General features: G+C 62.9%; 22 protein-coding genes and 1 tRNA gene. 18 read left to right on the top strand and 5 right to left on the bottom strand.

The features are described from left to right. Positions 1–124 precede the first annotated feature (124 nt). The 9 genes from KKY_RS05205 (at position 125) to KKY_RS05245 (ending at position 12,069) form a co-directional block, all read left to right on the top strand. Entirely contained in the window at positions 125–1,378 is a 1,254-nt protein-coding gene (locus tag KKY_RS05205; RefSeq protein WP_014130260.1) for a thiamine pyrophosphate-dependent enzyme, read from the top strand. 205 nt (positions 1,379–1,583) lie between these two features. Continuing rightward, positions 1,584–2,603, top strand: a complete 1,020-nt coding sequence (locus KKY_RS05210; RefSeq protein WP_014130261.1) for an alpha-ketoacid dehydrogenase subunit beta — start codon at positions 1,584–1,586, stop codon at positions 2,601–2,603. Then, positions 2,600–4,018, top strand: coding sequence for a dihydrolipoamide acetyltransferase family protein (locus tag KKY_RS05215; RefSeq protein WP_014130262.1), 1,419 nt, complete (start codon positions 2,600–2,602; stop codon positions 4,016–4,018). The genes KKY_RS05210 and KKY_RS05215 overlap by 4 nt, the downstream gene beginning before the upstream one ends. A 199-nt stretch (positions 4,019–4,217) precedes the next feature. Next, entirely contained in the window at positions 4,218–5,369 is a 1,152-nt protein-coding gene (locus tag KKY_RS05220) for an isovaleryl-CoA dehydrogenase (protein ID WP_014130263.1), read from the top strand. Positions 5,370–5,526: 157 nt separating this feature from the next. Then, positions 5,527–7,158, top strand: coding sequence for a carboxyl transferase domain-containing protein (locus tag KKY_RS05225; RefSeq protein WP_014130265.1), 1,632 nt, complete (start codon positions 5,527–5,529; stop codon positions 7,156–7,158). Positions 7,159–7,161: 3 nt separating this feature from the next. Beyond that, a complete protein-coding gene (locus KKY_RS05230) occupies positions 7,162–9,045 on the top strand; it encodes an acetyl/propionyl/methylcrotonyl-CoA carboxylase subunit alpha (RefSeq protein ID WP_041529129.1) in 1,884 nt (627 codons plus the stop codon). Next, positions 9,042–9,494, top strand: coding sequence for a MaoC family dehydratase (locus KKY_RS05235; RefSeq protein WP_014130267.1), 453 nt, complete (start codon positions 9,042–9,044; stop codon positions 9,492–9,494). The genes KKY_RS05230 and KKY_RS05235 overlap by 4 nt, the downstream gene beginning before the upstream one ends. Then, positions 9,491–10,324: an HpcH/HpaI aldolase/citrate lyase family protein gene (locus KKY_RS05240; RefSeq protein WP_014130268.1), complete on the top strand. Its 834-nt coding sequence runs from the start codon at positions 9,491–9,493 to the stop codon at positions 10,322–10,324. Before KKY_RS05235 ends, KKY_RS05240 begins: the two co-directional genes overlap by 4 nt. 77 nt (positions 10,325–10,401) lie before the next feature. Next, positions 10,402–12,069 carry a thiamine pyrophosphate-binding protein gene (locus KKY_RS05245; protein WP_014130269.1) on the top strand — a complete coding sequence of 556 codons (1,668 nt, stop codon included), beginning with the start codon at positions 10,402–10,404 and terminating at the stop codon, positions 12,067–12,069. 283 nt (positions 12,070–12,352) lie between these two features. Here KKY_RS05245 and KKY_RS05250 read toward each other — a convergent pair. Further along, positions 12,353–12,428, bottom strand: a tRNA-Ala gene (locus KKY_RS05250). Positions 12,429–12,483: 55 nt separating this feature from the next. Further along, positions 12,484–13,125: a hypothetical protein gene (locus KKY_RS05255; RefSeq protein WP_139305102.1), complete on the bottom strand. Its 642-nt coding sequence runs from the start codon at positions 13,123–13,125 to the stop codon at positions 12,484–12,486. 566 nt (positions 13,126–13,691) lie between these two features. Between KKY_RS05255 and KKY_RS05260 the strand changes: the two genes are divergently transcribed. The 3 genes from KKY_RS05260 to KKY_RS05270 all read left to right on the top strand — a co-directional run bounded on the left by KKY_RS05260 (position 13,692) and on the right by KKY_RS05270 (position 16,950). After that, the gene (locus KKY_RS05260; RefSeq protein ID WP_014130272.1) at positions 13,692–14,858 is read left to right on the top strand and encodes a porin; all 1,167 of its coding nucleotides are present in this window, start codon (positions 13,692–13,694) and stop codon (positions 14,856–14,858) included. Positions 14,859–15,207: 349 nt separating this feature from the next. Then, positions 15,208–16,365, top strand: a complete 1,158-nt coding sequence (locus tag KKY_RS05265) for an OmpA family protein (protein ID WP_158308051.1) — start codon at positions 15,208–15,210, stop codon at positions 16,363–16,365. A 174-nt stretch (positions 16,366–16,539) separates the two neighbouring features. Beyond that, positions 16,540–16,950 carry a 50S ribosomal protein L21 gene (locus tag KKY_RS05270; RefSeq protein ID WP_014130275.1) on the top strand — a complete coding sequence of 137 codons (411 nt, stop codon included), beginning with the start codon at positions 16,540–16,542 and terminating at the stop codon, positions 16,948–16,950. Positions 16,951–17,181: 231 nt separating this feature from the next. Here KKY_RS05270 and KKY_RS05275 read toward each other — a convergent pair whose 3' ends face one another. Next, complete coding sequence (locus KKY_RS05275; protein WP_041528599.1) at positions 17,182–18,120, bottom strand: alpha/beta hydrolase; 939 nt, start codon at positions 18,118–18,120, stop codon at positions 17,182–17,184. Between the two features lie 313 nt (positions 18,121–18,433). Between KKY_RS05275 and dapA the strand changes: the two genes are divergently transcribed. Both dapA and smpB read left to right on the top strand, forming a co-directional pair. Next, positions 18,434–19,312, top strand: a complete 879-nt coding sequence (gene dapA, locus KKY_RS05280; RefSeq protein WP_014130278.1) for a 4-hydroxy-tetrahydrodipicolinate synthase — start codon at positions 18,434–18,436, stop codon at positions 19,310–19,312. Between the two features lie 10 nt (positions 19,313–19,322). Next, positions 19,323–19,802, top strand: coding sequence for an SsrA-binding protein SmpB (gene smpB, locus KKY_RS05285; RefSeq protein ID WP_014130279.1), 480 nt, complete (start codon positions 19,323–19,325; stop codon positions 19,800–19,802). 243 nt (positions 19,803–20,045) lie between these two features. Here smpB and KKY_RS05290 read toward each other — a convergent pair whose 3' ends face one another. Further along, positions 20,046–20,693: a uracil-DNA glycosylase gene (locus tag KKY_RS05290; protein ID WP_014130280.1), complete on the bottom strand. Its 648-nt coding sequence runs from the start codon at positions 20,691–20,693 to the stop codon at positions 20,046–20,048. Positions 20,694–20,712: 19 nt separating this feature from the next. Beyond that, positions 20,713–21,279 (bottom strand): LabA-like NYN domain-containing protein, encoded by a 567-nt coding sequence (locus KKY_RS05295; RefSeq protein ID WP_014130281.1) that lies wholly within the window; start codon positions 21,277–21,279, stop codon positions 20,713–20,715. Between the two features lie 190 nt (positions 21,280–21,469). On the opposite strand from KKY_RS05295, the gene rpoZ reads away from it, so the two are divergent. The 4 genes from rpoZ to acpS all read left to right on the top strand — a co-directional run bounded on the left by rpoZ (position 21,470) and on the right by acpS (position 25,226). Next, complete coding sequence (gene rpoZ, locus KKY_RS05300) at positions 21,470–21,838, top strand: DNA-directed RNA polymerase subunit omega (protein WP_014130282.1); 369 nt, start codon at positions 21,470–21,472, stop codon at positions 21,836–21,838. A gap of 99 nt (positions 21,839–21,937) precedes the next feature. Then, a complete protein-coding gene (locus tag KKY_RS05305) occupies positions 21,938–24,229 on the top strand; it encodes a RelA/SpoT family protein (RefSeq protein ID WP_014130283.1) in 2,292 nt (763 codons plus the stop codon). Further along, entirely contained in the window at positions 24,226–24,810 is a 585-nt protein-coding gene (gene pyrE, locus KKY_RS05310) for an orotate phosphoribosyltransferase (RefSeq protein ID WP_014130284.1), read from the top strand. Before KKY_RS05305 ends, pyrE begins: the two co-directional genes overlap by 4 nt. Continuing rightward, positions 24,807–25,226, top strand: coding sequence for a holo-ACP synthase (acpS, locus tag KKY_RS05315; RefSeq protein WP_014130285.1), 420 nt, complete (start codon positions 24,807–24,809; stop codon positions 25,224–25,226). Before pyrE ends, acpS begins: the two co-directional genes overlap by 4 nt. The last annotated feature ends 13 nt before the right edge of the window (positions 25,227–25,239 follow it).

Raw genomic sequence — 25,239 nt, forward strand, 5'->3', positions numbered from 1 at the left:
CGTAAAATGATAGGATGAAATATCCAATCATTACGCGATAGTTGGAGAATGAAGTCAAGTTCTCCCCTTCGATTGGGTGTAATATTGGCGAATGCCCAATGTTGCAATCGGGGAGGAGAGCAGCATGGACCACCGCGCCAGACGCGATAAATCCAACCGCCCGGCACTATCGTTTTACGTGCCCGAGCCGCCCGCGCGGCCCGGTCAGCCCGTCGATTTTTCGCACATCGAAGTGCCCGAAGCCGGCGCTGTGCGCTGCCCGGATATTTCCGAACCCGAACGCGACATGCGCGATCTCCCCTATGGGCTGATCCGCGTGCTCGACGAAAAGGGCAGGGCGGTCGGCCCCTGGGACCCGCGGCTGGACCCCGATACGCTGCGCGCCGGATTGACCGCCATGCTCAAGACACGCCTGTTCGATGAGCGGATGTTCCGCGCCCACCGGCAGGGCAAGACCAGCTTCTACATGAAGTCGCTGGGCGAAGAGGCCATCGGCGCGGCCCAGGCGCTGGCGCTTGACCTCGGGGACATGAATTTCCCCACCTACCGCATGCTCTCCTGGCTGATGGCGCGGAACTATCCGCTGATCGATCTGTGCAACCAGATCTATTCCAACGAGCGCGACCCTTTGCGCGGGCGGCAGTTGCCCATTCTCTATTCGGCCCGCGACTACGGGTTTTATTCACTCTCCGGCAATGTCGGCTCGCGCTTCGGGCACGCTGTGGGCTGGGCCATGGCCTCGGCCTTCAAATCCGACGACAAGATCGCCATCGGCCATGTGGGCGACGGCACGACGGCGGAGGGCGATTTCCACGAAGCGCTGACCTTCGCCGCCGTCTATAAGGCGCCGGTTATTCTCTGCGTCGAGAACAACCAATGGGCGATTTCGTCCTTTTCCGGCATCGCCGGGGCGGGCGAAACCACCTTTGCCGCCAAGGCCATCGCCTATGGCATCCCCGGCCTTCGGGTCGATGGCAACGATTTCCTCGCCGTCTATGCGGCGACGCTGTGGGCCGCCGACCGGGCCCGCACCAATCACGGCCCGACGCTGATCGAGTTTTTCACATACCGCGCCGCCGGACACTCCACCTCCGACGATCCCACCCGCTACCGCCCCGAGGACGAAGCCTCCAAATGGCCCCTGGGCGATCCGCTCGAGCGGCTGAAAGCCCATTTGATCGCCATCGGCGAATGGTCGGACGACCAGCACGAAGCGCTGATCGCCGAATTGACCGCCGACATCAAAGCCGCCGTCAAGCAGGCCGAAGCCATCGGCACCCTGGGGCAATCGAAGCCCAACCCGCGCGAAATGTTCGAGGACGTCTTCGCCCACCCCGACTGGCGCATCCGCGAGCAGCGGCGGGAGGCGGGGGTATGACAATGATCCTGTCTTCGGCCGCATCGCCAGGAACCGGCGTCATCCAGGGCGAAGACCCGGGACCCGGTACACTCGGAGCCGGTGATCTATCGTCCGCGGTGCCTCCTGCATTCTCAGAGCATACTGGATCCCGGCTCATGGCCGGGATGACGGCGGTGTGTGGAGTTGGCGTTGTGCGACGGCCGCAAACGACGAGGGGGCTCTCATGCCGGCCATGAACATGATCCAGGCGCTCAATTCCGCGCTCGATATCAAGCTGGGCAGCGACCCCGATACGCTGGTGTTCGGTGAGGACGTGGGTTATTTCGGCGGCGTGTTCCGCGTCACTGAAGGATTGCAGAAAAAACACGGGCTAAACCGCTGTTTCGACTCCCCCATTTCCGAAGGCGGTATCGTCGCCACGGCCATCGGGATGGGAGCCTACGGGTTGCGGCCCATCGTCGAAATCCAGTTCGCCGATTATATCCTGCCCGCCTATGACCAGCTCGTTTCCGAAGCCGCGCGGCTGCGCTATCGCTCGAATGGCGAGTTCTGGTGCCCGATTACGGTGCGCTCTCCCTATGGCGGCGGCATTTTCGGTGGGCAGACCCATTCGCAAAGCCCCGAGGCGATCTTTGCGCATGTGACGGGGCTGAAAACCGTGATCCCCTCCAATCCCTATGACGCCAAGGGGCTGCTGCTCGCGGCCATCGAGGAAGACGATCCGGTGATCTTTCTCGAACCCAAGCGGCTCTATAACGGGCCGTTCGACGGCCATCACGACAAGCCGCTGACCACATGGGCCGAACACAAGCTCGGTGAAGTGCCCGCCGGTCACTACACGGTGCCGCTCGGTTCGGCCTCGGTGATGCGCGAGGGCAGGGAGGTGACGGTGCTCGCCTATGGGACGATGGTTCACGTCTGCAACGCCGCGATTGCCGAATCCGGTATCGACGCCGAACTGATCGACCTGCGCTCCATAGTGCCGCTCGATATCGACGCCATCGTCAAATCGGTCAAAAAGACAGGCCGCTGCGTCATCGTCCACGAAGCTTCGCGCTTCGGCGGCTTCGGGGCCGAACTTTCGGCGCTCATTCAGGAGCGGTGCTTTTATCACCTGCGCGCCCCCATCGAACGGGTCGCGGGTTGGGATACGCCCTATCCCCACGCCTTCGAATGGGACTATTTTCCCGGCCCGGTGCGGGTCACCAAGGCGCTCAAGCGCTGCGTGGAGGCGGTGGCATGAAAACCTATTCCTTCCGCCTGCCCGATATCGGCGAGGGCGTCGCAGAAGCCGAAATCACCGCCTGGCACGTCAAGGTGGGCGACCGGGTCGAGGAAGACCAGACGCTGGTCGACGTGATGACCGACAAGGCGACAATCGACATGACCTCGCCGGTTTCCGGCACGGTGCTGAAACTCTTCGGCGCCGAGGGCGACAAGGCGCCCGTCGGCTCGGTTCTGGTCGAACTCGAGATCGAGGGAGAGGCCGCCCCGGACTCCGCTTCCCCGGCGAAAGCCGGGGCCCAGCCGAGTACAAACGAGCCGGGGAGCGAGCGGCAAGCGCCCATGGACCCCGGCTTTCGCCGGGGAAGCGATGGGGAAGAAGAAGCGCCTGCGACCCCATCCCCCCAATCCGCCTCACCCCCCACCGTCATCCCGGGCGAAGACCCGGGACCCAGTACCCCCGACGCCGGTGATAACGCTCCATCCTCTGAGCGTACTGGATTCCGGCCCAAGGCCGGGATGACCGAGGGGGAAGGGGAAGCGAAGGGCCAAGAAAGGCACCACCAGATCCTCATCGCCCCGGCCACCCGCCGCCGCGCGGAAGACCTCGATATCGACCTCGCCTATGTCACCGGCACTGGCCCGGACGGCCGCATCACCGATGCCGACCTCGACGCCCATCTCAAGGCAAGGGCGCCTGAGCCCGCGCCCCGCGAGCGTCACGGGGTGAACGAGAAAAAGATCATCGGTCTGCGCCGCAGGATCGCCGAGCGCATGGAATTGTCCGCCCGCTCCATCCCGCATTTCTCCTATGTTGAGGATTGCGACATGACGGCGCTCGAAGGGCTGCGCCGCGAGATCAACGCCGCGCGGCAGGGCGCCCAGCCCAAGCTGACGCTGCTGCCGTTCTTCATGCGGGCGCTGGCGCAATTGCTGCCCGAGTTTCCGCACGTCAACGCCCATTACGATGCGGAAGCTGGCGTTTTGCGCCAGTTCGAGCCCATCCATATCGGCATTGCCACGCAAACCGCCGAGGGGTTGATGGTGCCTGTCGTCCGCCATGTCGAAGCGCTCGACATATGGGATTGCGCCCGCGAAATGAGCCGGGTCACCAACGCGGCGCGCGAGGGCAGGGCATCGCGCGACGAACTTTCGGGCTCCACAATCACTTTGACCAGTCTTGGCGCTTTGGGCGGCGTTGCCGCCACCCCGATCATCAACCACCCCGAAGTGGCGATCATCGGCCCCAACAAGCTGATGGGCCGTCCCGTGTTCATCAACAATCAGGTGACGGTGCGCACCATGATGAACCTCTCCTCGAGCTTCGATCACCGCATCGTCGACGGGTACGACGCCGCCAAATTCATCCAGCGGTTGAAACGGCTTCTGGAAAATCCTGCGCTGATTTTTATCGAGAGACGGAGCTGGTCATGAGCGCCGCAAAGGCCCCCTCACCGCCCTGCCGGGCACCCTCTCCCCGAAGGGGCGAGGGTTATTCCTGCTGCAGCGGACGGGCCGAACACCGGCACCCGGAAAGCCGCAGGCTGACTCCCTCGCCCCGCTGGGGAGAGGGGTGGGGTGAGGGGCTTCAGCGTCAACCGCAAACTCATTCGCCCGCCAGGGAGCACCAATCATGACCCATCTCGATTTCGCCCTCGGCGACATGGCCGATACAATCCGGCAAACCACACACCGTTTCGCGACCGACAAGATCGCGCCGCGCGCCGCCGAGATTGACGAGACGAATACCTTCCCCATCGACCTCTGGCCGGAAATGGGCGCGCTCGGCCTGCACGGCATCACCGTGGAAGAGGAATTCGGCGGGCTCGGGCTGGGCTACCTCGAACACTGCGTTGCCGTCGAGGAAGTCTCGCGCGCCTCGGCATCGGTGGGGCTCTCCTACGGCGCTCATTCCAACCTCGCGGTCAACCAGACCCGCCGCTGGGGCTCAGAGGCGCAAAAGCGCAAATATCTGCCCAAACTGATCTCCGGCGAGCATCTGGGCGCGCTGGCCATGTCGGAGGCCGGATCGGGGTCCGATGTGGTCTCGATGTCGCTGCGGGCGGAAAGGCGGGGCGATCGCTATGTGCTCAACGGCACCAAATTCTGGATCACCAACGCGCCCAAAGCCGATGTGCTGATCGTTTATGCCAAGACCGACCCGAATGCCGGCCCCAAGGGCATTACCGCCTTCATCATCGAAAAGGGCATGAAAGGCTTTTCCGTCTCGCCCAAACTCGACAAGATGGGCATGCGCGGCTCGGACACCGCCGAACTCGTGTTCACCGATTGCGAGGTTCCGGCCGAGAATGTTCTGGGCGCCGAAGGGCAGGGGGTGAAAATCCTGATGTCGGGTCTCGACTACGAACGCGTGGTCCTTGCGGCGGGCCCGCTCGGCATCATGCAGGCCTGCCTCGATACCGTGCTGCCCTATGTCAGGGATCGCAAGCAGTTCGGCGCGCCCATCGGGTCATTCCAGCTCATGCAGGCGAAAATCGCCGACATGTATGTCGCGCTCAATTCCTCCCGCGCCTATGTCTATGCGGTGGCCAAGGCGTGCGATGCGGGACTGACCACGCGGTTCGATGCCGCCGGCGCCATCCTGCTGGCGTCGGAAAACGCTGTGAAGGTGTCGCTCGAAGCCGTGCAGGCGCTGGGCGGGGCGGGCTACACGAAGGAATGGCCGGCCGAACGCTATGTGCGCGACGCAAAACTCTACGATATCGGCGCCGGCACCAACGAAATCCGCCGCTTTCTCATCGGGCGCGAGGTCATCGGGATATGATTGTCGCGGGCGCAGCGCTTCTGGCCGTCCCCTCACCCCAGCCCTCTCTCCAGCGGGGAGAGGGAGCCACGCGGGGCAGCTCTATGGATTCCCTCGCCCCTTTGGGGAGAGGGATGCCGGCAGGCAGGGTGAGGGGCGAACGCACGAGGTTGTCACAATGACCGCCCCCACGCTCCAATCCGCCATCAACCCGGCCTCCGAAACCTTCCGCGCCAACGCCGCGCACAATCGCGCGCTGGCCGCCGAGCTTCGCGACATTGCCGCCAGGACTGCGTTGGGCGGACCCGAAACCTCCCGCCAGCGCCATGTGGCGCGCGGGAAACTGCTGCCGCGGGACCGCGTCGAGCGCCTCCTCGATCCCGGTGTGCCGTTCCTCGAAATCGGCCAGCTTGCCGCCAACGGAATGTATGGCGACGAGGCACCGGGGGCGGGCATCATCTGCGGCATCGGGCAGGTCTCGGGCCGGCTGGTGATGATCGTGTGCAACGATCCCACGGTCAAAGGCGGCGCATACTTTCCCCTGACCGTCAAAAAGCACCTCCGCGCCCAGGAAATCGCGCTCGAAAACCGTCTGCCCTGCATCTATCTGGTCGATTCCGGCGGCGCCAACCTGCCGTTTCAGGCCGAAGTGTTTCCCGACCGCGACCATTTCGGGCGCATCTTTTTCAATCAGGCGCAGATGTCTGCGCAATCGATCCCCCAGATCGCCTGCGTCATGGGTTCGTGTACGGCGGGCGGGGCCTATGTTCCGGCCATGAGCGACGAAACCGTGATCGTGCGCAATCAGGGCACGATTTTTCTGGCCGGCCCGCCGCTGGTCAAGGCCGCCACCGGCGAGGTCATCTCCGCTGAGGAACTGGGCGGCGCCGAAACCCATGGCAGGAAATCCGGCGTCGTCGATCATATCGCCGAAAATGACGAACACGCGCTGACCATCGTCCGCGATATCGTCTCCACCCTGCCGGACAGTCCACTGGGCGTGGGGGCCGAGTTCACCGGGGATACATTGGGCGTAGAAAAAAATAATTACGATATTTCAGAGATCTACGGCATAATTCCTTTGGATGTCAGGGCCCCCTACGATGTGCGCGAAATCATCGCCCGCATCGTGGACGGATCGCGCTTCCACGAGTTCAAGGCGAACTACGGCACGACGCTGGTCACCGGCTTTGCCGAGCTCTGGGGCATGAAGATCGGCATCGTCGCCAACAATGGCGTGCTGTTTTCCGAAAGCGCGCTCAAGGGTGCGCACTTTATCGAGCTGTGCTGCCAGCGCCGTATCCCCTTGCTTTTCCTGCAAAATATTTCAGGGTTCATGGTCGGCGGCAAATACGAGGCGGGCGGCATCGCCAAGGACGGCGCCAAGCTGGTGACCGCCGTCGCGACCGCCAGTGTGCCCAAAATCACCCTCATCATCGGCGGCAGTTTCGGCGCCGGAAATTACGGCATGGCGGGGCGCGCCTATTCCCCACGGTTCCTGTTCACCTGGCCCAACGCCCGTATCTCGGTGATGGGTGGCGAACAGGCGGCATCGGTCCTCGCCACCGTCAAGCGCGATGGGTTTGAATCAAAAGGCGAAAACTGGAGCGCAGAGGACGAGGAAGCGTTCAAAGCTCCCATTCGCGAGCGTTATGAGGCCGAGGGCAATCCCTATTTCGCCACGGCGCGGCTGTGGGACGATGGCATCATCGATCCCGCCCAAACCCGCGACATTCTGGGCCTGGCCTTCCGCGTTACGCTCAACGCCCCGATCCCCGAACGCCCGCAATTCGGGCTGTTCAGGATGTAGATGATGATAAAGCGTTTGCTCATCGCCAATCGCGGCGAAATCGCCTGCCGCATCATCCGCACCGCGCGGCGTCTGGGCGTTGAAACCGTTGCGGTATTCTCGGACGCCGATGCCGGGGCGCTCCATGTCCGCATGGCCGATGCAGCGGTCCATATCGGGCCGTCGCCGGTCAGCGAGAGCTATTTGCGGGGCGATGCGATCATCGCCGCTGCGCTTGAGGCCGGAGCGGATGCCATCCATCCCGGATTCGGCCTCCTGTCGGAAAATGCCCAGTTCGCGCAAGGTGTTATCGATGCCGGGCTGATCTGGGTCGGACCCGACCCGGCCTCCATCGAGGCGATGGGCCTAAAGGACGCGGCCAAAAAACTCATGGCGGAGGCGGGCGTACCCGTGACGCCGGGCTATATGGGCGCTGACCAGTCCCCACAGACACTTATCCCCGCCGCCGACGAGATCGGCTATCCTCTCTTGATCAAAGCCATCGCCGGTGGGGGTGGCAAGGGCATGCGCAAGGTCGAAAGGCGCGAGGATTTTTCAGCCGCGCTGCAATCGTGCCGGCGCGAGGCGAAAAGCGCCTTTGGCGACGACCGCGTGCTGCTCGAAAAATACGTGACCCGCCCGCGCCATATCGAGGTGCAGGTGTTCGGCGACCGGCACGGCAATGTCGTGCACCTGTTCGAGCGCGATTGCTCGCTGCAACGCCGCCACCAGAAGGTGATCGAGGAAGCCCCGGCACCGGGAATGGACGAGGCCACCCGCGCCGCCATCTGCGATGCCGCCGTAACGGCCGCCCGGGCTGTCGATTATGTCGGGGCGGGCACCATAGAATTTATCGCCGACGCCTCGGATGGCCTGCGCGCCGATCGCATCTGGTTCATGGAAATGAACACGCGCCTGCAGGTCGAACATCCGGTCACCGAAGCGATCACCGGCGTCGACCTCGTCGAATGGCAGCTCAGAATCGCTTCGGGAGAAACCCTTCCCAGGTCACAGAATCAATTGACCTTTTCCGGCTGGTCCGTCGAAGCCCGGCTCTACGCCGAAGACCCCGCCAACGCCTTCATGCCCTCGACCGGCACGCTCGAAATCTTCGATCTGCCCGAGGGCGTCCGCATCGAAACCGGCGTTCAGACCGGCGATGCCATCACCCCGTTTTACGACCCGATGATCGCCAAACTCATCGCCCATGGCGAGACGCGGCAGGAGGCCATCGAAAAGCTCGAAACCGCCTGCCGGTCCATCGCCATCCACCCGGTCAAGACCAACGCCGCCTTCCTGGCCCGCGCGCTGGCCGAACCCGATTTTGGCGCCGGGAACATCGACACCGGCTTTATCGAGCGCCACGGCGAGGGGCTGATTCAACCTGTTGAGCCGTCTGCGCAAGCCCTTGAACTTGCCGCGCAATCCATGCTTCCGCAAGGGCAGGGGGCTTGGAGCGATCTCGTCGGATTCCGCATGAATGCCGAACCGAACCGCACAATCCGCATGCGCTTCGCGTCAGAGCCGGTCACGGTTTCGCTCCCCTCGAACAGACCCCACCCAAGCACACAAGCACCGCGCATCGTCCACAAATCGCCTCACCGCACCCTCATCGCCGAGGCTGGCGAAATCTTCGCCTTCACCCTCGACCGGACCGACGCCATCCATGGCGGGGCGGCATCGGACGGGGCCATTCTCGCCCCGATTCCCGGCAAGGTCACCGCCATCCCCATCGCCCGCGGCCAGCTTGTCGCAAAGGGCGAAACCGTAATCGTCCTCGAAGCGATGAAAATGGAATACACTCTGTCGGCACCCTTTGACGGCACTATCGCCGCGATCAATGCATCGGACGGCGAGCAGGTCACCGAAGGGATGGTCCTCGTGGAAATTGCGGAGGAGAATCGATGAGCGGGCGCTATTTCGAGGAGTGGTCGATCGGCGACACCATCGCCCATCCCGTCCGCCGCACGGTCACCGAGGCGGATAATCTGCTCATCACCACATTGACCCACAACCCCCAGCCGCTCCACCTCGATGCCGAATACGCAAAGGGCACCGAATTCGGCCGGATCGTCGTCAACGGCACCTTCACCTTTTCGCTGATGGTGGGGATATCGGTCGCGGAAACGACCCTCGGAACGCTTGTAGCCAATCTGGGCTATGACGCGGTCAGAATGCCCAAACCCGTATTCATCGGTGACACGCTGAGGATCGAGTCCGAGGTGACCGATCTGCGCGCCTCGACCAGCCGCCCCGAAGCCGGAATCGTCACCTTCGCCCATCGCGCCATCAACCAGCGCGACGAAATCGTCTGCACCTGCACGCGCACCGCACTGATCCGGCGGAGGCCGCAATGAGGCTCCGTTCGCTGCTCTTTGTCCCCGGCGATCGACCCGACCGCATGGAAAAGGCGCTGAAAAGCGGCGCAGATGCGGTGATCGTCGATCTCGAGGATTCGGTGCTGCCGGAACGAAAGCCCTGGGCCAGAAAGGATGTGGCACAGTTCCTTTCGAGCGCCAGCCGCGAGGTCACAGTGATGGTCCGCGTCAATCCGCTCGGCTCCTCCGATCTCGCCGCCGATCTCGAAGCGATTCTGCCGGCCAAGCCCGAGGCGCTGGTGCTGCCCAAATCGGAATCGGGTACATCGGTCGCCGAACTGGCCGCCATGCTGGGGCTCGCGCACATCCCCATCCTGCCTATCGCCACCGAAACGCCGAAGGCGGTGTTCGGGCTGGGCACCTATGGCGCCGTCGCCAGCCGGTTGTGCGGGCTGACCTGGGGCGCCGAGGATCTGCCCGCCGCCATCGGCGCCACAACGGCCCGCCGCCCCGGTGGAAGCTATACGCCGCCCTATGAACTGGTGCGCAGTCTCACCCTGTTCGGCGCCCACGCGGCGGGCGTCCCGGCCATTGAGACGGTCTATACCGACTTCATCGATACCCAAGGGCTCCGGGCCTATGCGGCGCGTGCCCGCCGCGACGGCTTTTCCGGCATGATGGCCATCCATCCCACCCAGATCGCCGTCATCAACGCCGCCTTCGCCCCCACTGAAGCCGAAATCGCCCATGCAAGGGCCGTCATTGCCGCCTTCGCCGAAAACCCCGGTGCCGGGGCCATCAAGCTCAATGACAAAATGATCGACCGCCCGCATCTCCTCGCGGCACAGCGGTTGCTGGCTCGGCTTTAGAGCTAAAGCCATGCCGGTCTCGACAAGACCCGCTATCGCTCGGTAGGGATAATCACATAAGGTTCAGGAGCCTGCTCATGGCAAACCGCACCGGCGGACAGATACTCGTCGATCAGCTCAAGCTTCACGGCGCCGACCATGTGTTCTGCGTGCCGGGCGAGAGCTATCTCGCCGTGCTCGATGCGTTATACGACACCCCGCAGATCAAGACGGTTACCTGCCGGCACGAGGGCAATGCGGCCATGATGGCCGAAGCGCATGGCAAGCTCGCCAACCGTCCCGGCGTCTGCATGGTGACGAGAGGGCCGGGAGCGACCAACGCCAGCGCCGGGTTGCACGTGGCCATGCAGGACGCCACCCCGATGATTCTGTTCATCGGACAGGTGGCGCGCGATCAGGTCGAACGCGAAGCGTTCCAGGAGATCGATTATCGCCGCATGTTCGGGCAGGTGACCAAATGGACGGCGCAGATCGACGATACCGCCCGGCTGCCCGAACTGATCGCCCGGGCCTTCCGCGTGGCGACGAGTGGCCGGCCAGGCCCGGTGGCCATCGCGCTGCCCGAGGACATGCTGACCGAATTGGCCGATGTGCCCGATGCGCTGGCCTATGCGCCGCTGCAAAGCTGGCCGGGCGCCGATCAACTCGACGCCATGCGCACGATGCTTGCCAGGGCTCAACGCCCCATGATGCTGCTCGGCGGCGCTCCGTGGGATCAAGAAGCGGTGGCCGCGATTCAGAATTTCGCAGAGGCCAACCGGTTGCCGGTTGCCACGAGCTTCCGTCGCGCCGACAGGTTCGACAACGCTCATCCGCTCTATGCGGGCGATCTGGGCATCGGGCCGAATCCAAAGCTGCTCGAAACGATCGAGGGGTCGGACCTGCTGATCGTTATCGGCGCCCGGCTGACCGAGATGACGACGGGCGGCTATACGCTTTTCGACATTCCCGTGCCCAAACAGACGCTTATCCATGTCCACCCCGATCCCGAGGAACTGGGCCGGGTCTATCATCCCACGCTGGCGATCGCCGCCACGCCGCGCGAATTTGCCAAATCGCTTGCGGCGCTGGAGCCTGTTGCCAACCCGGCCTGGGCAGGAACTGGCGAGGCGGCCCACGCCGCCTATGCCGAATGGCAGGTCTGTCCGCCCAATCCCGGCGACATCCAGCTTGGCGTGGTGATGGAATGGCTCGAGGCCAATATGCCGCCCGAGACGATCTACACCAACGGCGCGGGCAATTTTTCCGTCTGGCTGCACCGTTTCCATCGCTATCGCCGCTTTGCGACGGAGTTGGCGCCCACCTCGGGGTCCATGGGCTATGGTTTCCCGGCAGCGATTGCGGCCGCCATCGTTCGGCCCGAAACCCCGGTGGTCTGCTTTGCCGGCGACGGCGATTTCCTCATGAGCGCACAGGACCTTGCGACCGCCATGGCGACGGGCGCCAAGCCGGTGATCATCGTTTTCAACAATGGCATTCTGGGCACCATTCGCATGCACCAGGAAAACCATTACCCGGGTCGCGTTTCGGCCACCGATCTGGTCAATCCCGATTTCGCGGCCTACGCAAAAGCCTTCGGCGCCCATGGCGAAACCGTCAGCACCACGGCCCAATTTGCCCCCGCGATGGAGCGCGCGCTGGCATCGGGCAAGGCGGCGGTGATCGAGCTCAAGCTCGATCCCGAGGCGATCACCCCCCGTACCACCCTCACCAGGCTGCGGCAGGCCGCCCAGGACAAGGCCTGAGCGCCGTTTCGGCACGTCATGCGCGCCGTGAGACAGATTGACGAGGCAAGGCCGAGGATCCCGGCGAACGTTTTCGCCGTGCCGTCGCAGGCGCAACGGAGGGCATAGGCGCGGTTTTAGCGCCGTCACGCCCGCAGTGGCGCGCGCCGTGAGACAGATTGACGAGGCAAGGCCGAGGATCCCGGCGAACGTTTTCGCCGCGCCGTCGCAGGCGCAACGGAGGGCATAGGCGCGGTTTTAGCGCCGTCACGCCCGCAGTGGTGCGCGCCGTGAGACAGAAGAATGGTGGAGCTGATCGGGATCGAACCGACGACCTCGTCATTGCGAACGACGCGCTCTCCCAACTGAGCTACAGCCCCATTCGGAGATGGGTCTTAGCGCAATATTGCGCACGCTGGAAGAGGGGAAAGCGCTCTATTGTATCGGCAGCGCCAGGGCGATCCGGCCGGGCAGGGTTTCCACCGGCTCAAAGCCCAGATTGGAGCAGTTGGAGGCAAAGACCTCGGCCCAGGCGGCGCCGCGCTGTTCGATATAGGTGATGCGGCTGGTGCCGCCCTCGATCTCGGCCTGTTCGGCGGCGGCGGCGGCACGCTCGGCAGCGCGCATGAAATCGTCATCGGCAAAATAATTGCAGCCCGGAACGTCGATCGATCGCCAGGCGAAAAGCGCGATATCGATGACGTCGCGCGCGATCTGGCGCCCGAAATCCATATAGGGGACAAGGTCGGGATCGCCACATTCCCGCGCCGCGGCCCCGGCCCGCATCCGGGCGATCCGGTCGGGCGCGTCCGCTATGACATCGGCCGCCGCCGCTGCGATTTCACCGAGCCGGATCTGGGCGGCGACCTGTTCGAGCGGCGTCAGATACGAAACGGAGGTGTCATAGAGCGCGCAGCGCGTCGTGACATCGGTACTCACCACAAGCGCGTCGGCATCGACCATCATCTGTTCGAGTTCCGGCTGGCTTTCCTGCGCGAGCGCGGTCGCCGGCGCCAGCAGGGCGGTCCCCAGCAGCACCGCGAATGCGCCTGACAACAGTGACGATCGGTCGGACAAGACAAATCCTGCAAAATACGAAATGGCGCCAGCAGGCCAAGCACATCACCAATGTGGCTGTTTTGCGAAGCGCCGGGCCGCCGCAGTCTTTCGCAGGCGATACATAAAGGACTCGTAAACGATGATTGCCTGAGGGTCAGGACCGCCTCATTTGCGTCCCACCCCGAAAGGGGCGCGCCGGATTTGCCCATCCGGTGCGTCAAGCCGTTTGCCCGTGTCCGGACAGGGGCTGCCCGCCTTTCCTGCCGGGCTGAACAAATCCGGCAGCGTCGTGAACGCGAAATGAGGCGGTCCTGACCCTAAGTGTTAACGAGTGGTTTCCGGATGTGTGGACATTTTGCAACATTGGCCCCGCAACCCTCTCCAATGGCTGTTGAACAGGGCGAACGGCTGTTGCGAAGCCCCCCGGCATCGCTAGAGTGGGGCTTGCGAATCCATGCATGGGATCGTTTGTCGGTCGCAACGCGACGGCAACACACGACACCAACAATAATGTGGTCGCGTTTCGACAAACTGCCGGATAGCCCGGCACAAACAAACTGAATGACTGACTTTGGAGGTCAATTATGAAACTTAAGAGCCTTCTTCTGGGTTCTGCTGCGGTTCTGGCCCTGTCGACGGGTGCCCAGGCTGCTGATCCCGTGACGAGCTTTGTCTCGCTCGGCGTTTGCGATGCCTATGGCATCTCGGGCCTGACCATCGAATCCGACGACACCTGCCTGTCGATCTCGGGTGAAGTGTCGTACGAATACTACCACGAAGACCTCGGCGCTTACGAAATCTCGTCCAACGTCGATTGGGAACTGGCCTTCGAAGCCACCACCCAGACCGATGCCGGCGCCGCCATTGCCTTCCTGTCGTTCGTTGATGATGACACCGAAACCGTTACCGGCTTCGTGCACACCTATTCGGAAGATCCCGTTGTCGATCAGGCCTACGTTCAGTTCGGTGACACCACCGTTCTTTCGGCTGGTCTGAAGGACAAGATTCTCGACACCGAAGTTCTCGACCACACCTATGGCGGTGGCGACGAGCACGGCCTGTTCGATTGGGATTTCGATGAAAACGATCTGGCCAGCACCGTTGCCCAGGGCGGCCACGTCATCACCATCGAATCGCTGGTTGCTGATGGCTTCACCGTCATCGCCGGTCTCGAAGACCTCGACGGCGACGGCACCGCGCTTCTCGGTGTTGAATATGCCAGCGGCGGCATCACTGCCGAAGCTGCTGTCCTGATGGGTGACCTTTATGGTGCCACCGATCCGGTCAACTTCTACGCTGCTGTTACCGCTGAATTCGACTCGTTCGAAGTCCGCGGCGGCGTGATCTTCGACGACACCGGCTACTACATCGCTTCGCTGGGCGCTTCGGCGACCCTCGACATGTTCACGCTCGACGCCGATGCCTTCTTTGAAGACAATGGCGATTGGGGTGTTGCCGGTGAAGGTGCGTTCGACGCCACCGATACCGTTGCCATCTATCTCGGCGCTGGCTACCAGGAAGTCGCTGCCATCGACATCTTCACCGTTTACGCTGGTGTTGACGCCGACGTCACCGAAACCATCGCTGCCAACGCTGAACTCGGCTACGTCGACAATGGCGGCGCTGACTACATCTACGGCGCTGCCGGCATCACCTACGCACCGGGCGGCGGTTTCGAAACCAGCCTGAGCGCGTTCGCCGACACCGACGACCACTACAAGCTGACCTTCGAAGCTTCCAAAGAGTTCTAAGAACTCTTCGCCTCGAGGCGATTTTGGGAAAGGCCCGGCTTTTGCCGGGCCTTTCTTTTTTGTTTAAACAGTTTTGTTGATGGCACGCAGGGGGCGGGGGCTTCGCCGATCCCGGAAATGCTTTAGACTGGGAGCGATAGCGCCGAGTCGACCGGAGCATTTCCGCTTTTCGCTTGTGGGGCCCTTCGGGTCTTCGAATCGGGAAAATCTCCAAGACCTGGTCTCGACTTTCGCCGAACCCGCTCCAGTTCGGCTTCACAAGCGATCCCAAACCAATTGGCTCTGAATGATTTTTTCCCGTTTTCTCCCGATTGTTCTCCCCGCTGCCCTGGCATTGATCCCCGCACAAATGGCATTCGCCCAATATCAGGCAATCGACCTGACCGAGGAGAGCGAGGCTGCGCCCTTTGCGTGGGCTGTGCAGATCGAGGCGGGCGCGCTCACGCTGAGTGGCAACGTGCCTTACGCATCCGTGGCGACCATTCTCGCCGAGCGGGCGGGGGGCGAAGACGATGCAGAAGCAATGACGCTGGCCGGCGGCGCGCCCCTCGGATTCCTGCGCGACGCCATGAAGGCCATCGACGCCGGCCAGATGCTCGCGGATGGCTCGATCGCCTTTACAGATGGGCAATGGACGGTCTCGGGTCGTCTTGCCGAGGAAGAAAGTCTTGCCGGATTGTCCGGGATTCTGGGCGACAGAACCGGGACCGGCGCGGACTGGATCGTTGAGGTCGAAACCGCTCAAATCGCCGCGTCCGCCGGCGATGACGGCGTTCAATCCGATGATCCCTTGCCGCGGGACCTTGTGGATTCGGTTGAAGAGGCGCTTGAGGAAAACGACGCTCCGAACGGAGAAACAACGGAAAATCCGGAACCGGGTGAGCCCGAATCCGCGGTTGCCCCATCGCCGGAAGGGGGGGGCGGACCGCTCGTCGATCCGGGGCCGAACGCAGCGGTCGAGGAACAGGCTGCGGCGGCGGAAGTTTCGGAAGGCGCGGACCAATCTATGCCCGAGGCCACATCACCTGCGCCGCAGGCCGAGACACTGGCCGACAGCGATGCGCCTATGGCGGATGCGGACGTTGCGGCGCCAGCCATCGGAGAGGGCGCCGATGCCGTCGCACGGGAAGAGGCGGCGCAGTGCCGAGACGCGGTCGCGGCGCTGACCCAGGATGATGCTATCCTGTTCGCCTCGGGCAGCACGAATCCGACAGCGGCCTCGGAGGGCCTGATCTCCGACATCGCCGACATACTGGCCATTTGCCCTTCGCAGCCTGTTTATGTAGAAGGACATACCGATGCCGATGGGCGCGCCGAGACCAATCTTGTGCTCTCGCTGGGCCGCGCCGAGGCCGTGGTTGACCGGCTGGTGGAGCAGGGGATCGATCCTCAGCGACTTTTTGCCGTCGGGTACGGGGCAAGCCTTCCGGTCGCGTCCAACCAGACGGCGGCGGGCAAGGCGGAAAACCGGCGCATCGTCTTCAGCTTCGAAGACATCGCGCAATAGGAAAATTTGCAGGCCCGGCCGTTTGAGGCGGGGCCGCGCGCAAAACGGGGAGCGGGGGCTAGCGTGGGTGACATTGCATATCTGATTGCCATCAACTGGCCGTTTCTCGTGCTGGCCGTACTGATCGGCGTGGCAACCGGCTGGTACGGTGCGCCGGGCGAGGGGCAGTAAATCATGAACCCGACGCCGCACATCATTCCCAGCGCGCTGCTGCTGCTCGCTGCTTTCTTTATCGGCTGTCTTGTTGGATATTTGCTCAAGCGTGTGTTCGGCCCCAAGCCGGCCGGCGCGCCGCAAGCGCCCACCGCCGCTACGCCGATGACGCGCGACCTCGGCGATCCCGCCCTGGGGCTGCTCGACGCGCCGACTGGCGGTCAGCCCGATGACCTGAAGAAAATCAAGGGCATAGGCCCAAAGCTTGAATCGGTTCTGCACGACAACGGCGTCTATCATTTTTCCCAGATCGCCGCCTGGAACGCCAAATCCATCGCCATGATGAACGCCCGCCTGTCCTTCAAGGGCCGTATCGAGCGCGAAAAATGGGTGTCGCAGGCCAAGGCACTGGTCAAGGCGAACAGGGCCTGAATATGCCGGCCACCCTCTCCCCGAAGGGGCGAGGATTCATCTTGCCGAAGCGCCGACGATCGGGTTCGGCCCCAAGAAAGCCGCGATCGGACTCTCTCGTCCCTCCGGGTGGGGTGAGGGCCTCGAATCCTAGAGCATTTCCGCTTCTCTTCGAATCGCGAAAATCCTCTAAATTGTTGTTTTATCGCGCGTCCGAACCGCAAAACCGTTTCCACTTTTGCTGGACGCGCTCTAGCTGAGCGCGTCGCCCGCCCGGCAGACATCGCGCAGGAAAGCCGCTATCGCCTCGTGCTCTTGAGGGTCTTCAAAAAGCGCGGGCGACCCCTGATCGGAAATGACCAGCGTGGCGGCGTCGGGGCGGCGGCGCACCATTTCATCGAATGTCGCCCGGCGCACCTGGTCGGTCAAGTGCGAGCGCACGATCATCAGCGGAGCGTGGGCCAGCGTATCGAACAATGGCCACTGCGCCGCCAGCACGTCGTCGAATTCGAATTTTTCGAGTTGCCCGATCAGTCGCGCGTCGAAAAGGGGCTGCAGCCGCCCGCGGGCATCCTCGGCATAGAGCCGTTGTGCAAATGCGTCGAGCTGGGCTTCGGATTCGCCCGGATAATCGGTGCTCAGGATCTTGCGCAGCGCCGCATGGGCGGCCGGCGCCGATTTGAGCGCCGTCAGGTGGCGGAAATTGTTGCGCGTGCGCACAAGGCTGCGCGGATCGGTGACCGGACCGGAATCGATGAGGATCGTTCCGGCGACCGCCAGCGGACGCCGGGCGGAAATGACCATCGCCACCTGTCCGCCATGGCCCTCGCCCGCGAAAACGGCGCGCGGGATATCGAGCGCTGCCATGACATCGAGCACGCATTGCGCATCGGTGAGCGTGGAGTACTCGATCGTCCTGCCAGGCCGGCTCGAACGGCCACGCCCCGGCAGGTCGACAAGGACAAAGCAAAGCGAAGTGTCGGGAAGCCGGTTTATGGCGGGGGGCAGGGCCGCGAAATCGGACATATTGCGCACATAGCCGGGCAGGCAGATCACCGGCGGCACATCATCGGCGATCTCGCCGTGAACATGCACGGCGATCCGTGTGTTGGCCGTACCGCAGGTTATCGTCCTGACGGGAAGCTCGGAGAACAACGGCGTTTGAGGCAGGGGAGTTGCGCGCTTGAACATGATGCTTCATACCACGCCCGGCGGCGCGCACAATCTGGGCAAACGGGGAATGCCGCCCGCTTGTCGCGCCATGCAAGTGCCACTATGGTGCGCCAGTTTTGGGGGTGACAAAACCGTCATCCCGCGCCATCAGGAAATGACCCGTTAGGGATCAAGGGCGATACTGGAGTGCTTCCAGCAAAAGTGGGCACCACTTTTGTGGTTCGGAAGCGCGACAAAACGAAAATGCTGGAGCGCTTCCTCCCGAAGCGCGATAATCGAGAAGAGAAGGACGGCCGGGCGCGCCGGTCGTCGAAATCAAGGACTGTTTCACATGTTTTCCGGGTCGATCACGGCGTTGGTAACGCCGTTCCACAAGGGTGCTGTTGATGAAGACGCCATGGCGCGTTTCGTCAAATGGCAGATCGAGGAAGGCACCAACGGTCTGGTGCCGGTGGGGACGACGGGCGAAAGCCCCACGGTCAGCCACGAGGAACACCGCCGCGTCATCGAGATCGCCATCGAAGTGGCCGACAAGCGCGTTCCGATCATTGCTGGTGCGGGCTCCAACTCCACCCGCGAGGCCATTCACCTTGCCGAATTTGCCGAGCAGGCCGGAGCCGATGGCATTCTGACCATCGTGCCCTATTACAACCGGCCCAGCCAGGAAGGCATGTTTCAGCACTTTTCGGCGATTGCCAAGGCAACCAGCCTGCCGGTCATCCTCTATTCCGTGCCGGGCCGGACGGTTGTCGATATCAGCGTCGACACCATGAAGCGCCTGCGCGATGCCTGTCCCAACATCGTTGGCGTCAAGGACGCGACGGCCGACATGAGCAAGGCGACGATGACCCGCGCCGCGCTGGGCTCGGAGTTCGTCATGCTCTCGGGCGAGGATATTACCGCGCTCGGCTTTAATGCCCATGGGGGCAGGGGCTGCATTTCGGTGACCTCCAATGTCGCGCCCAAGCTGTGCTCGGCGTTTCAGGCCGCCTGTCAGGCCGGCGATTTCGGCACGGCGCTCACCATTCAGGATCGGCTCGCCCCGCTCCACAAGGCGTTGTTTATCGAGCCCAATCCCCAGGGCGTCAAATACGCAGCCTCAAGGCTCGGCCTGTTCGGCGAGGAAATCCGGCTTCCGCTGGTGCCGGTGACCGAAACGACCCGCGCCGCCATCGACGCTGCCCTGGTTCACGCCGGGCTCATCAACTGATCGGCAGGCAATGGCACCGAAGAAGGAAAAAGGTCTGCTCGAAACCGGCATGGTGGCCGAAAACCGCCGGGCCCGGTTCGATTATGAGGTTCTCGACACAATCGAGGCCGGCATCGTGCTGCGCGGCACCGAGGTGAAATCGCTGCGCAACGGCAAGGCCCAGATCGCCGAATCCTATGTGTCGCCCGAAGATGGGGAGCTTTGGCTCATCAATGCCAATATCCCCGAATATGTGCAGGCCAACCGCTTCAACCACGACGAAAAGCGCCGCCGCAAGCTGCTGGTCTCGCATCGCGAGCTCGACAAACTCGCCAAGGGCGTCGAGCGGCAGGGCAACACCATCGTGCCGCTCAAACTCTATTTCAACGAGCGCGGCATGGCCAAGTTGCTGATCGGGCTCGCCAAGGGGCGCAAATCCCACGACAAGCGCGACGTCCAGAAAGATCGCGACTGGGCGCGCGACAAGCAGCGGATATTGAAGCAGGGGTAATCCGGCCCCGGGTGGTCGGGCTTCCTCGGGTGCTGAGTGTACTGGATCCCGGATCAGGTCCGGGATGACCAAGGGGGTAGGGGTGCGCCTGTGCTAGGCAGGGCTGGCCCGGCGCTGGAGGGGGTGCTTCTGCCAGGCAGTCGACCATCGCTGAGTCGCGGTTTTTCCTCACGCCATACTCCCCACCACCGTCATCCCGGCCTTGAGCCGGGATCCAGTACCCCCAGCGCCGGAGGTGGATGCTCAGCCTTCAGCCGTTATCGCAGCCTTCGCCTTGCCCATAGCGTCCTCGAACATTTCGGGCGTCAGTCGCCCGGTATTGGTGTTGTAGCGCGAGCAGTGGAAGCTATCGATCAGGATGCGGCCGTCGCTGAGCGTGTGCTCGCGTCCATGGCCGAAGGGGAAGGCGGCGCGGCGTTCTCCCAGCGCGCTGAGCAGCGATTCATGGGCGATGCGGCCAAGGGCAAAAAAGGCTTTGGCCTGGCGGTTGGCTTCGATGGTGGCGATAAGAAACCGCCGGCAGGTGGCGATTTCCGGCCCGGTGGGCTTGTTCTGCGGCGGGACGCAACGCACGGAATTGACGATCAGCGTATCGACGAGTTGCAAACTGTCATTGGGATCGGCCTCGAACTCACCGGTCGCCAGCCCGAATTTCTTGAGCGTCGCATAAAGCAGGTCGCCCGCATAATCGCCGGTGAACGGACGCCCGGTCCGGTTGGCACCGCGCAGCCCGGGCGCCAGCCCGACGATCAGAAGGCGGGGGGCGGTGTCTCCCCAATTGTCCACCGGCGCATTGTGCCAATCGGGGAATTGCCGGCGGTTGATGTGCCGGAACTCGGCCAGCCGCGGACAGAGCGGGCAATCGGGAGGTGGGTTGGTCTGGAGCGCCAAGAGAAATCTCGCACGGGAATCAGGGCGTGATATCCTCGTTGGCCGATTGAGACCGGTCAACCTGCGGCCGGCCAACCGTCTTGGCGAGGGTGGCGATTTCGAGGAAATAATCGGCCTGCCGCCGCAGCTCGTCCGAAATCATGGGGGTGGGCGTTGTCAGGGTCGAAGCCACGGTCACCTTCTTGCCGCGCCTCTGCAGGGCCGCGACGAGCGCGGTAAAATCGCCATCGCCCGAAAACAGGACGAGATGATCGTAATAATCGGACATCTCCAGGGCGTCGATCGCCAGTTCGATATCCATGTTGCCCTTGATCTTGCGCCGCCCCTGCGCGTCGGTGAACTCCTTGGCCGGCTTGGTCACCACAGTGTAGCCATTGTAGTCGAGCCAGTCGATCAGCGGCCGGATCGAGGAATACTCCTGATCCTCCACCAGGGCGGTGTAATAATAGGCGCGCAACAGATAGGCGGTGTCCTGAAACTCGCTCAGCAACCGCTTGTAGTCGATGTCGACTCCAAGCGCTCGGGACGTGGCGTAAAGGTTGGCGCCGTCGATAAACAGCACGACCTTTTCCCGGGGATCGAACATATGGACAAAAGCTCCAAACAAAAACGGCAGAAAAAATGAACGCGGTGTATTCCGCTCAACGCCGCAGGCGGGAAAGAAGTTCACCAAAGCGTCAAATTAACATCGTCCCGGGAGCCAAACCCCCGCTTGTCATCGCCAAAGCCCTCGTGTAAGAGAACGGACAACTCCCCTAAAGCAATGGAGACCGGCTGTGGCACGCGTCACCGTAGAAGATTGCATTGAAAAGATTCCGAACCGCTTCGAGCTGGTTCTTGCGGCCGCCCACCGGGCCCGCATGATCTCCTCTGGCGGCCAGATCACCGTGGACCGCGACAACGACAAGAACCCCGTCGTCGCCCTGCGTGAAATCGGCGATGGCACGATTTCGCCCGAGGATCTGCAGGAAGATCTGATCCACTCGCTCCAGAAGTATGTGGAAGTCGACGAGCCGGAAATGGATACCGCGCCGCGCATCGAAACCTCCTCGGACGAAGACGGCCCGGTGTTCGACACCATTTCCGAAGAAGAGCTGCTCCGCGGCATCGAGTCGCTGGCTCCTCCCGAGCGTCGCGACGATTGATCGGCGCAAGCCTATCTGTATAGTTTGCAAAGGCGTCTGGCTCCGGCCCGGCGCCTTTGCAGTTTGTGATCTTTGAATTTGCCTGGAGTACCCCGGCGCATGATGCGTCAGTACGAACTGGTCGAACGTGTTCTGGCCTATAATCCCAATGCCGACGAAGCCCTTCTCAACAAGGCCTACGTTTACGGCATGCAAAAGCATGGCAGCCAGACGCGCGCTTCGGGCGATCCCTATTTCGCCCATCCGCTCGAAGTCGCAGCCATTCTCACCGATCTCAAGCTCGACGATGCGACAATCGCCGTGGCGCTGCTGCATGACACCATCGAGGATACCGACGCCACCCGCGCGGAAATCGACGAGATGTTCGGCACCGAGATCGGCCAGATCGTCGACGGGCTGACCAAGATCGAACGCCTCAACCTCGTCTCGCGCGAGGAGGCTCAGGCCGAAAATCTCCGAAAACTGCTTTTGGCCATTTCCCAGGACGTGCGCGTGCTGCTGGTCAAGCTGGCCGACCGCCTGCACAACATGCGCACCCTCGAATTCATGCCCATGCACAAGCGCGGCCGCATCGCCCAGGAAACCATGGATATCTATGCCCCGCTCGCCGGCCGCATGGGTATGCAGGACATGCGCAACGAGCTTGAGGACCTTGCGTTCAAATCGCTCTATCCCGAGCACTACAATGCCATAACCTCGCGCCTGTCGCAGATGGAGATTTCCAGCCGCGAGATCATCGCCGAAATCCGCAGCGAACTCGAAGAGCATCTGGCCGGGCAGGGGATCAAGGCAAAGGTCTCCTGGCGGCTCAAATCGGCCTGGTCGATCTATTCAAAGATCGAGCGCAAGGCGATTGCGCTGGAACAGCTTTCCGACATGATCGGGTTCCGGGTGATCGTCGATACCATCGATGCGTGCTACCGCACGCTCGGCGTCATCCACACGAGCTGGAAAGTGGTGCCGGGCCGGTTCAAGGACTATATCTCGGTCCCCAAGGCCAATGATTACCGCTCGATCCACACGACAATCGTCGGTCCCGGCCGCCAGCGTGTCGAACTGCAGATCCGCACCCAGGAAATGCACGCCATCGCCGAATTCGGCATCGCGGCGCACCAGCTTTATAAGGAAGCCATTTCCGGCGACATGCATAGGCTCGAAGAGGAGAGCCAGGCGTACAACTGGCTGCGCTCGACAATCGCCCGGCTGACCGAAGGCGATAACCCCGAGGAATTCGTCGAGCACACAAAGCTCGAACTGTTCCAGGATCAGGTGTTCTGCTTCACCCCGCGCGGGCGTCTGATCGCGCTGCCGCGTGGCGCGACGCCCATCGATTTCGCCTATGCCGTCCACACCGATGTCGGCGATACCTGCGTGGGATGCAAGATCAACGGCACGGTCATGCCGCTCATCACCCAGCTTCATTCGGGCGATGAAGTCGAAATCCTGCGCGATCCGGCCCATACCCCGCCACCCAATTGGGAAAACATCGCCATGACCGGCAAGGCGCGCTCCGCGGTTCGCCGCGCCGTGCGCCAGGGCGCCTTTGCGCGGGCGATCGCCCTGGGCGAGCAGGTCCTGATGGCGGTAATCGAGCGCGAAGCGCTCGAACTCAACGAGGACGAGATCGTTGCCCTGGCCAATCGCTTCTCGATGGCCGACCGCAATTCCATGCTCGCGGCCATAGGCGAGGGCCGGATTTCCGCCGAGGACCTGGCGCGCGAAACCACCTCCCTGAAGGGCAAGCGCCGGCGCAAGGGCAGGCTGGTGCTGCCCGTTGCCAACGATGCCGAGGGCTGGTTCGCGCTACGCAACGCGCAATATTTCAAGTTCCGCATGCCCGGCGGCCAGCACACCGCCATCAAGAAATTCGCCACCATGGTCGGGTTCGATTTCAACATGCCGGTCGATATATCGCGCGAAGGCGTGGTGCCCGGAGACCGCATCATCGGCATCTTCCATCAATCGGGGCACATGGAAGTCTATCCCATGGAATCCGAGGCGCTTGCCGGTTTTCACGACAAGGATGTGGGCTGGATCGATGTGCGCTGGGACATGGCCGGCAAGCCCGAGACCCGGTTCAAGGTCGTCGTCTCCATGTATTCCCAGAACCGGCCCGGTTCGCTCGCCCAGATCACCGGGGCGATTGCCGCGTGCGATGCCAATATCTCCAACCTGGCCATGCGCGCCCTTGCCGCCGATTCCCATGAGCTAATCTTCGAGCTCGAAGTGCACGACCTGACACAGTTGACAGATGTGCTGGCAACGCTCAAACGCACACCGGGCCTGTCGCGGGTCCAGCGCGCCACCATGGTCCAGGCCAACGCCATTTCGGGCATGGAAGGCGCGCTCGAGGCAGGAACGCAAGAGACAATGGAGACCGAACCCCAATGACCCAGGACGAAGTCCTCGATATTTTCCGCTCCTGCGATGCGTTGCTCGAAGGCCATTTCATTCTGTCCTCGGGCCTGCGCTCGCCGGTGTTCCTGCAGAAGAACCGCGTGTTCATGTTCGCCGACAAGGCCGAAAAGCTCTGCAAGGCGTTGGCCGAAAAGATCCGGGCCGAAGGATATGGCGACGTCTCCCAGATCGTCTCGCCCGCCGTGGGCGGCATCATTCCGGGCTATGAAACCTCGCGCCATCTGGGCGTGCCGGCCATTTTCACCGAGCGGGTCAACGGCGTGTTCGAACTGCGCCGCAGCTTTTCGGTCGAGCCGGGCGAGAAGGTGATCATCGTCGAGGATATCGTTTCCACGGGCCTGTCGATCCGCGAATGCATCGAGGCGATCAAGGCGTTGGGCGCCGACGTGATCGCTGCGGCCTGCATCGTTGACCGCTCTGCGGGCGAGGCCGATGTGGGCGTACCGCTGGTGTCTTTGACCCAGTACAAGGTGCCCGCCTACGCGCCCGACAACCTGCCGCCCGAATTGGCTGCCATGCCGGCAATAAAGCCGGGAAGTCGCGGTCTGCAATGATCATCGGTCTGGGCAACGACATCTGCGAGATCGCCCACCTCGAGCGCACGCTCGAGCGCTTCGGCGAGCGGTTCACGCAGCGTTGCTTTACCGAGATCGAGCGGGCCAAATCCGACAGGCGGCGCCTGCGTGCCGCGTCCTACGCCAAGCGGTTCGCCGCCAAGGAAGCCTGCGCCAAGGCGCTGGGCACCGGGCTTTCACGGGGGGTCTATTGGCGCGATATGGGCGTGGTCAACCTGCCCAGCGGCAAGCCCACGATGAAGCTGACGGGCGGCGCGGCAGCGATGCTCGCCCGTCTTGTGCCCGAGGGGCATGAGCCCCATATTCACGTCTCGATCACCGACGACAACGGCATGGCGCAGGCCTTCGTCATCATCGAGGCCCTGCCTGTTGACCCGGCCCGGCCGCTCCCGTAACAAACCTGCGAGA

The organism is Pelagibacterium halotolerans B2, from assembly GCF_000230555.1.
In the GTDB taxonomy this organism is placed as follows: Bacteria; Pseudomonadota; Alphaproteobacteria; order Rhizobiales; family Devosiaceae; genus Pelagibacterium; species Pelagibacterium halotolerans.

Bases quoted from the DNA above. Each gene is read 5' to 3' on its own strand.
- pyrE (WP_014130284.1), top strand. From the start codon at position 24,226: ATGACCCAGGACGAAGTCCTCGATATTTTCCGCTCCTGCGATGCGTTG.
- KKY_RS05245 (WP_014130269.1), top strand. From the start codon at position 10,402: ATGGCAAACCGCACCGGCGGACAGATACTCGTCGATCAGCTCAAGCTT.
- KKY_RS05225 (WP_014130265.1), top strand. From the start codon at position 5,527: ATGACCGCCCCCACGCTCCAATCCGCCATCAACCCGGCCTCCGAAACC.
- KKY_RS05240 (WP_014130268.1), top strand. From the start codon at position 9,491: ATGAGGCTCCGTTCGCTGCTCTTTGTCCCCGGCGATCGACCCGACCGC.
- KKY_RS05275 (WP_041528599.1), bottom strand. From the start codon at position 18,120: ATGTTCAAGCGCGCAACTCCCCTGCCTCAAACGCCGTTGTTCTCCGAG.
- KKY_RS05210 (WP_014130261.1), top strand. From the start codon at position 1,584: ATGCCGGCCATGAACATGATCCAGGCGCTCAATTCCGCGCTCGATATC.
- smpB (WP_014130279.1), top strand. From the start codon at position 19,323: ATGGCACCGAAGAAGGAAAAAGGTCTGCTCGAAACCGGCATGGTGGCC.
- KKY_RS05305 (WP_014130283.1), top strand. From the start codon at position 21,938: ATGATGCGTCAGTACGAACTGGTCGAACGTGTTCTGGCCTATAATCCC.
- KKY_RS05270 (WP_014130275.1), top strand. From the start codon at position 16,540: ATGAACCCGACGCCGCACATCATTCCCAGCGCGCTGCTGCTGCTCGCT.
- KKY_RS05220 (WP_014130263.1), top strand. From the start codon at position 4,218: ATGACCCATCTCGATTTCGCCCTCGGCGACATGGCCGATACAATCCGG.
- dapA (WP_014130278.1), top strand. From the start codon at position 18,434: ATGTTTTCCGGGTCGATCACGGCGTTGGTAACGCCGTTCCACAAGGGT.
- KKY_RS05260 (WP_014130272.1), top strand. From the start codon at position 13,692: ATGAAACTTAAGAGCCTTCTTCTGGGTTCTGCTGCGGTTCTGGCCCTG.
- acpS (WP_014130285.1), top strand. From the start codon at position 24,807: ATGATCATCGGTCTGGGCAACGACATCTGCGAGATCGCCCACCTCGAG.
- KKY_RS05295 (WP_014130281.1), bottom strand. From the start codon at position 21,279: ATGTTCGATCCCCGGGAAAAGGTCGTGCTGTTTATCGACGGCGCCAAC.
- KKY_RS05205 (WP_014130260.1), top strand. From the start codon at position 125: ATGGACCACCGCGCCAGACGCGATAAATCCAACCGCCCGGCACTATCG.
- KKY_RS05235 (WP_014130267.1), top strand. From the start codon at position 9,042: ATGAGCGGGCGCTATTTCGAGGAGTGGTCGATCGGCGACACCATCGCC.
- KKY_RS05230 (WP_041529129.1), top strand. From the start codon at position 7,162: ATGATAAAGCGTTTGCTCATCGCCAATCGCGGCGAAATCGCCTGCCGC.
- KKY_RS05265 (WP_158308051.1), top strand. From the start codon at position 15,208: ATGGCATTCGCCCAATATCAGGCAATCGACCTGACCGAGGAGAGCGAG.
- KKY_RS05215 (WP_014130262.1), top strand. From the start codon at position 2,600: ATGAAAACCTATTCCTTCCGCCTGCCCGATATCGGCGAGGGCGTCGCA.